Genomic DNA, 7,466 nt, shown 5'->3' with positions numbered 1-7,466 from the left:
CGGAGGGATGGGAATATTATCCTGAACATTAGAAATCAGCAGAATAGCCATGGGAATCAGCCCGATAGCGGCGGGTGGATTTTTTTACGAGCGTTTTCCAGCGCTAATCCCTTTGTGTGAATTGCGGGGACAAGTCGGGACCGTCACAGTGTCTTTAAGATTTTTCTGCTGAACTCCCGGCATGACGAAGCCTCCGAGATCAAAACCCCTCCTTCGTGACGCCGAGGCCCCGATCCGTTCCCGGCCGCGCAGGAAACGAAATCCCGCCCAGCCGCAGCTCCTGTTCGACCCCATGCCTGAGCGCGTCGAGCCTGCGCTGGCGGAATTGAAGTCCCGTCCCCCAAAGGGTAGCGAGTGGAGCTGGGAGCTGAAATTGGATGGCTATCGCCTTGCCGTTCATATCGAACCGCAGGGGATCCGGATCCTCACCCGCGGCGGCCATGACTGGACGCATCGGTTTCCGGCCATAGAGCAGGCCGCCCGAGCGCTCGGGCCGGCGACGATGATCATCGATGGCGAGGCCGTCGTGCTCGACGAAGAGGGGCGGCCGGATTTCGGGCTGTTGCAGCAATCGCTGGGTGCATCCGGCAGACAAGCCGGCAACCGTGCCTCCGACGCTGTCCTCTACGCTTTCGATCTTATCTACCTTGATGGCCACGATTTGCGCCGTGTCGAATACAGGTCTCGACGACACCTTCTCGAGGACACCTTAAACGGTTTCGAGAATGATCAGGCCGGCGCCATCAGGCTATCGGAAACCCTCGATGGCGAAGCAACTGTCCTGCTGGAACACGTCTGCCGCCTGGGCCTGGAAGGCATCGTCGGCAAGCACCTGGATCGGCCCTATCGTTCGGGCCGGACCGGAGATTGGGTGAAAGTCAAATGCGTCCAGAGCGAGGCCTTCTTCATCGCCGGCTATGAGAGGTCGACGGCATCCCCTGCCGGCTTCGGCTCGTTGGTGCTTGCCGCCTACCGCAATGGGGATCTCGTGCATGTCGGAAGCGTCGGCACGGGCTTCAAGGAAGCCGAGGCGATCCGATTGCGGAAGATGCTGGACACGCTGCGATGGAAGCGAAAGCAGCCGCCCCTGCCCTATTCCGGAAGTGCCGATATTGTCTGGGCCGAGCCGACCCTGATTGCTGAGATCGAGTTTCGCGCCTGGACGTCGGACACCAAACTCCGCCATCCGTCCTACAAGGGCTTGCGAGAACGCCAGGACAATGCCGATGTCTTCCGGCTCGACTAGCGAATTCGGTACCATCCGCTAGATTGGTCACCATTCGAGCTCGGCGGAGTGGATATCCAGCATGTGCAACCTTTATCGCATGGAAGACAGGGACTGGGTCGCGAAATGGGCCCAGGACGCTGAAAGCCTGATCAACTTGATGCCGGCATACCAGATGAACCCCGACCAGATGGGGCCGATCGTCCGCAACACCGCCAATGGCAAGAAGCAACTGGTCCATGCGCGCTGGGGACTGCCCTCGCCGCGCTTCGCGCTTGAGAAGGCGGCCAAAGCCAAGGCCGAGAAACTAGCGGCCAAGGGCAAGGCTTTCGACCTCGAAGAGCTGATCCGCATGGAGGCTGACCGCGGTACGACCAATGTGCGCAAGCTCAGTTTTCCGCACCGGACGCGATGGTTTGGCGTCGAAAACAGATGCCTTGTCCCGGTTACCAGTTTCGCGGAACCGGATCCGGCCAGCCAGGCGGATGGCGGAAACGTGCCCAATGCCTGGTTCGCCCGCGACGAGCAGAAGTCGCTGATGTTCTTTGCCGGTCTCCATGTGCCGCAATGGCAGAGTGTCCGAAAGGTCAGGGACGGCCTGACCACTGACGATCTCTATGGGTTTTTGACCACGGATCCCAACGACCTGGTGAAACCGATCCATGACAAGGCCATGCCGGTCCTATTGCTGACGAAGGAAGAGACCGACACCTGGATGCGGGCGCCCTGGGATGAAGCCAAGGAGCTGGCCCGTCCACTACCGAATTACGCGCTGATCATTTCCTCGCGCGAACCGTACGGATCGACGATTGTCACTAAATCCGGAGAGCCTGTACGTCAAACAAGCCTTTTTTAGCCAGTCTCGCGTGGCAAAATCAGTCGTCCGAACGGCTCTGCCTTCATAGCCGCACCGCGGCAGCACATTTCTGGCGGAGTCCTTCCAGTGGCTCCTGCCTTGCCGCATCGGGTGTTAGTGGGAGTTGGGCCTAGCGATATACGAGCCCGCCATCGCTCGGGATCGCCTGCCCAGTGACGTAGTCGGAATCGTCGCTACAGAGGAATGCAACAAGGGCCGCTACATCTTCGGGCGTCTGGGCGCGACCGAGCGCTATACCCCAACATACTTCCTGTAGGTTTCGCCTTTCGGCGCGCCCGTGAGCTGTGAAAAGCGCTCGTCGATCTCGACCCACATGTCAGTTCCGACTATGCCGGGGCAATAGGCGTTCACCGTGATGCCGGCGCTCGCATACTCTTTGGCGGCAGCCTGCGTCAGCGCGCGAACGGCAAACTTTGTTGCTGAGTAGACGCCAACCATCGGCAGGCCTTCGTGGCCAGCGGCGGAGGATGCGTTGATGATCTTACCTTTGATGCCCCGAGCCTTGAACTTGGCCGCAGCGGCTTGAATGCCCATACCACGCTATCGGCATTCACTCGGAAGATGCGATCCATATCTTCCGGAAGCACGTCGGCGAGTGGCTTGACCTGCGCAACGCCCGCATTGTTGACGATGGCGTGGAAGCCACCAAGCTCCCTCTCGACCTGATGTACCGCCGCAAACACCTCATCGCGCTTGCTGACATCGGCGACAAATGACGTGGCGCTCGCTCCGAGGGCCTCAACTTCCTTCTTTACCTCAGCGAGCTTCTCTTCCTTCAGATCTACCAGTCCGACCTTTGCGCCGTCTCTCGCGAGGCGTAAGGCAATAGCCCGGCCGATACCCTGGCTGGCTCCTGTTACGAGGACGACCCGTCATTTGGCTGCGTATCCATTGGTCCTCCTAAGGTTTGCCGATGCTGCTGTTGAGCGCAGCACGAAATTCCGGCTTTCGCTCAGGACTGGCTTCGGCAAGTGCTTTACGGACACCATCCGTATCGAGATTAGCGGCGTATACCGGCGTGCCGGGCTGCTGACGCCAGGACTCGTCAAGAGGGCCGGCGTCGACACCGTCGTATCCGAGTTCATCGAACAGCCGAATGACCCTGGCTTTATGGGCCTCATTATCGCCCGACACCGGCAACGCGATGCGTCCCGGCGTGCCCGCAGGCTTTCCGCCATCGAGCAGGCTGCGCCAGTGCAGATTGTTGATGGCCTTCAGCACCGGCCGACCGAGCTGATTTGCCACCCAGCGGCTTTCGGCCATGCCCTGTTCGATCGGATCGATCCGCCCATCCCGCTCCTGGGGATAGTAATTTCCCGTCTCCACGACGGCGACATCGGCATCGACCTCGTCGAACAGATCCTTCGGCAGATCGGCGATCTTGAAGGCCGGGATCGCGACGAAGACGATGTCGCCGCTGCGTGCCGCTTCATGGACGGTCACCGCCCTGGCGCCGGTCTCGGCGGCGAGATCCGCAAGCGATCCAGGGCCGCGCGAATTGGCGATGGATACTTGATGGCCCAGCTTTGAGAGCCGTCGGGCCAGCGAGCCGCCGATTTCCCCTGATCCTATGATTCCAACCTTCATCATCGCTCTCCCAAGCTGTGGAATGGTTTGGCCGTCGCCTGCGTGGCGGCGCGCCGTTGCCGGGGCAGCTCAGCCGATCAGAGCCTGTAGCCGCCGCTCGCCTCGATCACCTGACCGGTCACCCACCGGGCATCGTCAGATGCGAGGAAGGCAACAACCGCGGCGATGTCTGACGTTTCACCGAAGCGGCCGAACGCGGTGTCGGCCTCAATCGCCTTCACGGTATTGGCATCCTCTCGGACGGCGGCGTTCATGTCCGTTCGCGTCCAACCCGGCGCCACCGCGTTCACCGCAATCCCGCGCGGACCAAGCTCCATCGCAAGCGCGTGGGTGAGGTTGTTGATCGCCGCCTTCGCCATCGAATAGATCGGCACCATTGGTTGCGGGCGCGTGGAGAGGCCCGATGAGATATTGATGATCCGCCCGCCATCCGACAGACGGCTGAGCGCCGACTGGACCATGAAGAACGGCGCGCGGGCATGGACCGCGATCATCGTGTCCCAAGCCTCCGGCGTGGCGTCGGAGAGACCGCCCCAACCCGAATTGCCCGCATTGTTGACGAGAATATCGAGCGTCTTGCTGCCCTTGCGTTCCGTCAGCTCGCGATCCAGCTCGTCGTACAAGCCAGGGATCGACCCGGCATCGGAGAGATCGGCTTGCAGCGCAAAGGCGGTGCCGCCCGCCTTCTCGATCGCTGCGACCGCCTCTTCCGCGCCAGCGCTGCTGGCATTGTACGTGATCGCCACCGTCGCGCCGTCCGCCGCGAGCCGTTCAGCGATCGTCCGACCGATGCCCCGGCCCGCTCCGGTCACGAGGGCGGTTTTACCATTCAACGTCTGCGCCATTGGAGATTTCCTTCGTAAAGCGAATTGCGATTTTGGAATTTGCGCTCGAGCTGGCTCGCTCGATCAGGCGACACGTTCGCGCGTGATCGGGCCAGGATTGGCTTCGACGACCGCGAGCGCGAGGCGGATCAGGTCAGGGTCGCCGCCATATTCATTGTCTGCGACGTGATGCAGAAGCACGCCGACCTGTTCGAGCTGCCGGGCGCCCTTGAGATTGCCGGCGTTGACGGGCTTGAAGCCCGCGTCGGCGATGAGGCCCCGCGTTACGTCGCCAGCGGCACGGTCGTCGGTTGCGTAGAAGACATTGGCCTGCACCGGCGCTTCAGCCCATGCCGCCGCCTCAAGCGACGGAGCCGCGATCAGGTTGAACCCCTTGACGATGCGCGCCTTAGGCAAGCGCCGTTGCAGTTCTTCTGAAGTCGAGCTGTCGCGCATGAACTCCAGATCGTGGAAGTGCACGAAATCGGCGGTAACGCCGAGCGGGTTCATGGTCTCGATCACGACCTTGCCGTCGAGCGCGTCGCCGACCTCGGCAACGATTGCTTCGACTCGCGGCCAGTAAATCGAGAAAAGTACGACTTCACCGAACTCCGCCGCCTCGCGGATCGTGCCGAGCCGAGCCTTGTCGCCCAGTTCCGCAAGTAGTGGTTCGATCTTCCGGTCCTCACCATCCTTGGCGATGACGAGTTCGTGACCTGCGGCTGCCCAGGCGCGGGCCAAACGACTGCCGATATTGCCGGCGCTCAAAACTCCGATCTTCATTAGATATCCTATCTACCTCAACATTTATGCCCCCGAGGAGCGGTTCTGTTGAAAGTTAGGATATCGCCCAGGCATAGATTAGATGCCCCATGAACCTCAGTCTGTTGTTCGTGCGAGCAACAATGATGAACGGAGGTAGCCGCGGTTCGGTCGCGGCGCTGGCGCGCAACTCAATGTACGAGGCCGGCTGTCTGGTCCAGCCATACCGGCGGGAAGCACGTCGCGGCTCCCGCCTTGCACGAGCTACAGCCTTCGGTGAGGCCCACGGGCGGTCCTACTTGAGGATTGCCGATGGCGACTAAGGCTATGGTCGGCTCGCTTCAGGCTAGGCTGGCGTCGCTACCATCCCCGAAAGCATCGCGGCAAAGATCAACGAAACCGCGCACCTTCGGATCCATGTAGCGCGTGGAGGCAAAAACAGCATGGACCGGCATTGGTATGCTTGCCCAGCCCGGCAAAACCCTGACCAGGGTTCCCTCCGCCACATGTGGCTCAGCCATGAACCGCGGAAGTTGCGCCACTCCCAACCCGGATACGGTCAGGTTCTTCGCGGCAACGATGTTATCGAGTGCGCAGCGTGGCGTCTGCGAGACCTTTTCTGTTGCTTGGCCATTGACAAGGGTCCAGCTCGCGCGGCCGCTGGATGTCTTCGTAATGAGGTCGTGGCGCTTCAAATCGTCGACGGTGCGGAGCTCCGCACTTTCCTTCAAATATTCCGGCGCGGCATAGAGGCCGTAAGTTATCTCTCCAAGCTTGCGGGCCGACAGATCAGAATCTTGCAAGGTGCCGATGCGGATCGCGACATCGATTCCCTCATGAATGATGTCGACGAACCGAATGGAGTATACCGCTTCCACCGTGACCTTCGGCCACTTGGACAAATAGGCGGCGATCCAGTTGTCGACCCGTGTGGTGCCGAATTCTGGTGTCGCCGTAACCTTCAGACGGCCCTGGGGCTCCTGGCGCTGCTGGGCGACCGCTGCTTGGGCCGCCTCTGCGGCGGCAAGGATCGAAGAGGCGCGTTCGAAATAGTCCCTACCGACTTCCGTCAAGCTGAGCCGGCGGGTGGACCTGTTTAGCAGCCTCGCGCCGAGTTTTTCCTCGATCCGCTGCACGATGCGGCTCACCCGAGCCTTGTCAGTCTCGAGGCGATCGGCCGCAGCGGTGAAGGACTCCTCCATCACCACCGCGACGAAAACCTGCATTTCTGAAAAGCCGACTGTTGATGTCATGGACAACATTCTGTCACGCGCCGCTTGAGCGATCAATCAGCGCGACCCTTATATATTCGACACTAGTCGGCTCCATACGGCTGGACTGTTGTCATCGGAACAACAGCAGAATTCGGCCGATTTGCCGAATCGATGATCCAGCAATCAGTCGCGAGCCGTTGTCTCGATGGCGTCGACGCGGTCCGGGTAAAACGCGAGGTATCCCTGGATAATCAGCATGTGGTCGAAAGGGTTCTCGTACGACCAGGCGACATCCCTAGCGGCGCCATTTCGCGCGCTAAAATAGCTGGCGTCGCCCTTGTACGGGCAGTGGGTGCTGGTGTCGCTCATGCTGAGTTCGCCCATCGCGACGTCGGCGCGCGGGATGTAGTAGACCGGATTAAGGCTCGCCTCCTTGAGGATGAGGGCGTCGCGGCTGTCGGCGAGGATGGCATCGTCTAGCTTGACGACAACCCTTTCCCCCGCCGGAGCGATGGTAATCGGATGGTCGGGACCTGGCTTTCTTCCACCTTGCATGTCGTGCTCCTTTCTGTTCGCTAAATCGTGTGCAAGTCTCGCGCCGCGCGCGGCCTGCTTGTCGAGAGACGCGCGCACCGGCGTTCGCCCGACCGGGGCCCGCGGACGTTCGAGTGTGCCTACTGTTCGACTGGAACGAGGCGCATCGCCTGCCCGCCGAGTTTGGGGACGAGCCGCTGCTGGACCGCGACGACGGCGGGCAGTGGGCGCCATGCTATGGTTATAGTCTCGATGCGGCCGTCCTCGCCGAGTCGGACGTGGTCGAAGGCGTCGATCACATGCCCCTCGAACCGGATCGTAAGGACCGCAATGACGTCGGCGCCCTCGCGCATCATCATCTTGGGCTCGAACGCGTCGATCGTGGATAGCAGGGCGCCGAGGACAGCGGACACGCTGGCGCGCCCCTTGAATGGCGTGGGCAG

The 7,466-nt window shown here is 61.3% G+C and carries 9 protein-coding genes and 1 pseudogene; 2 read left to right on the top strand and 8 right to left on the bottom strand.

Going from position 1 to position 7,466, the window contains the following annotated elements:
* Window positions 1-181: 181 nt before the first annotated feature.
* Complete coding sequence (gene ligD, locus FY112_RS27270) at window positions 182-1,246, top strand: non-homologous end-joining DNA ligase (protein ID WP_151519711.1); 1,065 nt, start codon at window positions 182-184, stop codon at window positions 1,244-1,246.
* A gap of 61 nt (window positions 1,247-1,307) precedes the next feature.
* Window positions 1,308-2,081 (top strand): SOS response-associated peptidase, encoded by a 774-nt coding sequence (locus FY112_RS27265; RefSeq protein WP_151519710.1) that lies wholly within the window; start codon window positions 1,308-1,310, stop codon window positions 2,079-2,081.
* A gap of 130 nt (window positions 2,082-2,211) precedes the next feature.
* On the opposite strand, the gene FY112_RS38500 is transcribed toward FY112_RS27265, so the two are convergent.
* From FY112_RS38500 to FY112_RS27230, 8 genes and pseudogenes are all read right to left on the bottom strand, one after another.
* Window positions 2,212-2,415 carry an SDR family oxidoreductase gene (locus FY112_RS38500; protein ID WP_245310571.1) on the bottom strand — a complete coding sequence of 68 codons (204 nt, stop codon included), beginning with the start codon at window positions 2,413-2,415 and terminating at the stop codon, window positions 2,212-2,214.
* A pseudogene (locus FY112_RS27260) lies at window positions 2,334-2,929 on the bottom strand (SDR family NAD(P)-dependent oxidoreductase). The gene FY112_RS38500 and the pseudogene FY112_RS27260 overlap by 82 nt, the downstream one beginning before the upstream one ends.
* A 73-nt stretch (window positions 2,930-3,002) precedes the next feature.
* Window positions 3,003-3,713: an NAD(P)-binding domain-containing protein gene (locus FY112_RS27255; RefSeq protein WP_280952180.1), complete on the bottom strand. Its 711-nt coding sequence runs from the start codon at window positions 3,711-3,713 to the stop codon at window positions 3,003-3,005.
* Between the two features lie 53 nt (window positions 3,714-3,766).
* On the bottom strand, window positions 3,767-4,534 hold the full coding sequence (locus FY112_RS27250; RefSeq protein WP_077980473.1) for an SDR family oxidoreductase: 768 nt from the start codon (window positions 4,532-4,534) through the stop codon (window positions 3,767-3,769).
* A 63-nt stretch (window positions 4,535-4,597) separates the two neighbouring features.
* Entirely contained in the window at window positions 4,598-5,296 is a 699-nt protein-coding gene (locus FY112_RS27245) for an NADPH-dependent F420 reductase (protein ID WP_077980474.1), read from the bottom strand.
* Between the two features lie 320 nt (window positions 5,297-5,616).
* Window positions 5,617-6,528 carry a LysR family transcriptional regulator gene (locus tag FY112_RS27240; protein WP_181018288.1) on the bottom strand — a complete coding sequence of 304 codons (912 nt, stop codon included), beginning with the start codon at window positions 6,526-6,528 and terminating at the stop codon, window positions 5,617-5,619.
* A gap of 144 nt (window positions 6,529-6,672) precedes the next feature.
* The gene (locus FY112_RS27235; protein WP_077980744.1) at window positions 6,673-7,044 is read right to left on the bottom strand and encodes a DUF427 domain-containing protein; all 372 of its coding nucleotides are present in this window, start codon (window positions 7,042-7,044) and stop codon (window positions 6,673-6,675) included.
* 119 nt (window positions 7,045-7,163) lie between these two features.
* On the bottom strand, window positions 7,164-7,466 hold a 303-nt coding region (locus FY112_RS27230; RefSeq protein WP_151519730.1), incomplete at its 5' end, for a nuclear transport factor 2 family protein.

Source organism: Rhizobium sp. PEPV16, assembly GCF_008919455.1.
Taxonomy (GTDB): Bacteria; Pseudomonadota; Alphaproteobacteria; order Rhizobiales; family Rhizobiaceae; genus Rhizobium; species Rhizobium leguminosarum_Q.
The sequence above is the reverse complement of the archived record's forward strand: the minus strand, read 5'-3'. Positions and strand labels throughout refer to the sequence as shown.

Bases quoted from the DNA above. Each gene is read 5' to 3' on its own strand.
- ligD (WP_151519711.1), top strand. From the start codon at position 182: ATGACGAAGCCTCCGAGATCAAAACCCCTCCTTCGTGACGCCGAGGCC.
- FY112_RS27265 (WP_151519710.1), top strand. From the start codon at position 1,308: ATGTGCAACCTTTATCGCATGGAAGACAGGGACTGGGTCGCGAAATGG.
- FY112_RS27250 (WP_077980473.1), bottom strand. From the start codon at position 4,534: ATGGCGCAGACGTTGAATGGTAAAACCGCCCTCGTGACCGGAGCGGGC.
- FY112_RS27245 (WP_077980474.1), bottom strand. From the start codon at position 5,296: ATGAAGATCGGAGTTTTGAGCGCCGGCAATATCGGCAGTCGTTTGGCC.
- FY112_RS27240 (WP_181018288.1), bottom strand. From the start codon at position 6,528: ATGACATCAACAGTCGGCTTTTCAGAAATGCAGGTTTTCGTCGCGGTG.
- FY112_RS27235 (WP_077980744.1), bottom strand. From the start codon at position 7,044: ATGCAAGGTGGAAGAAAGCCAGGTCCCGACCATCCGATTACCATCGCT.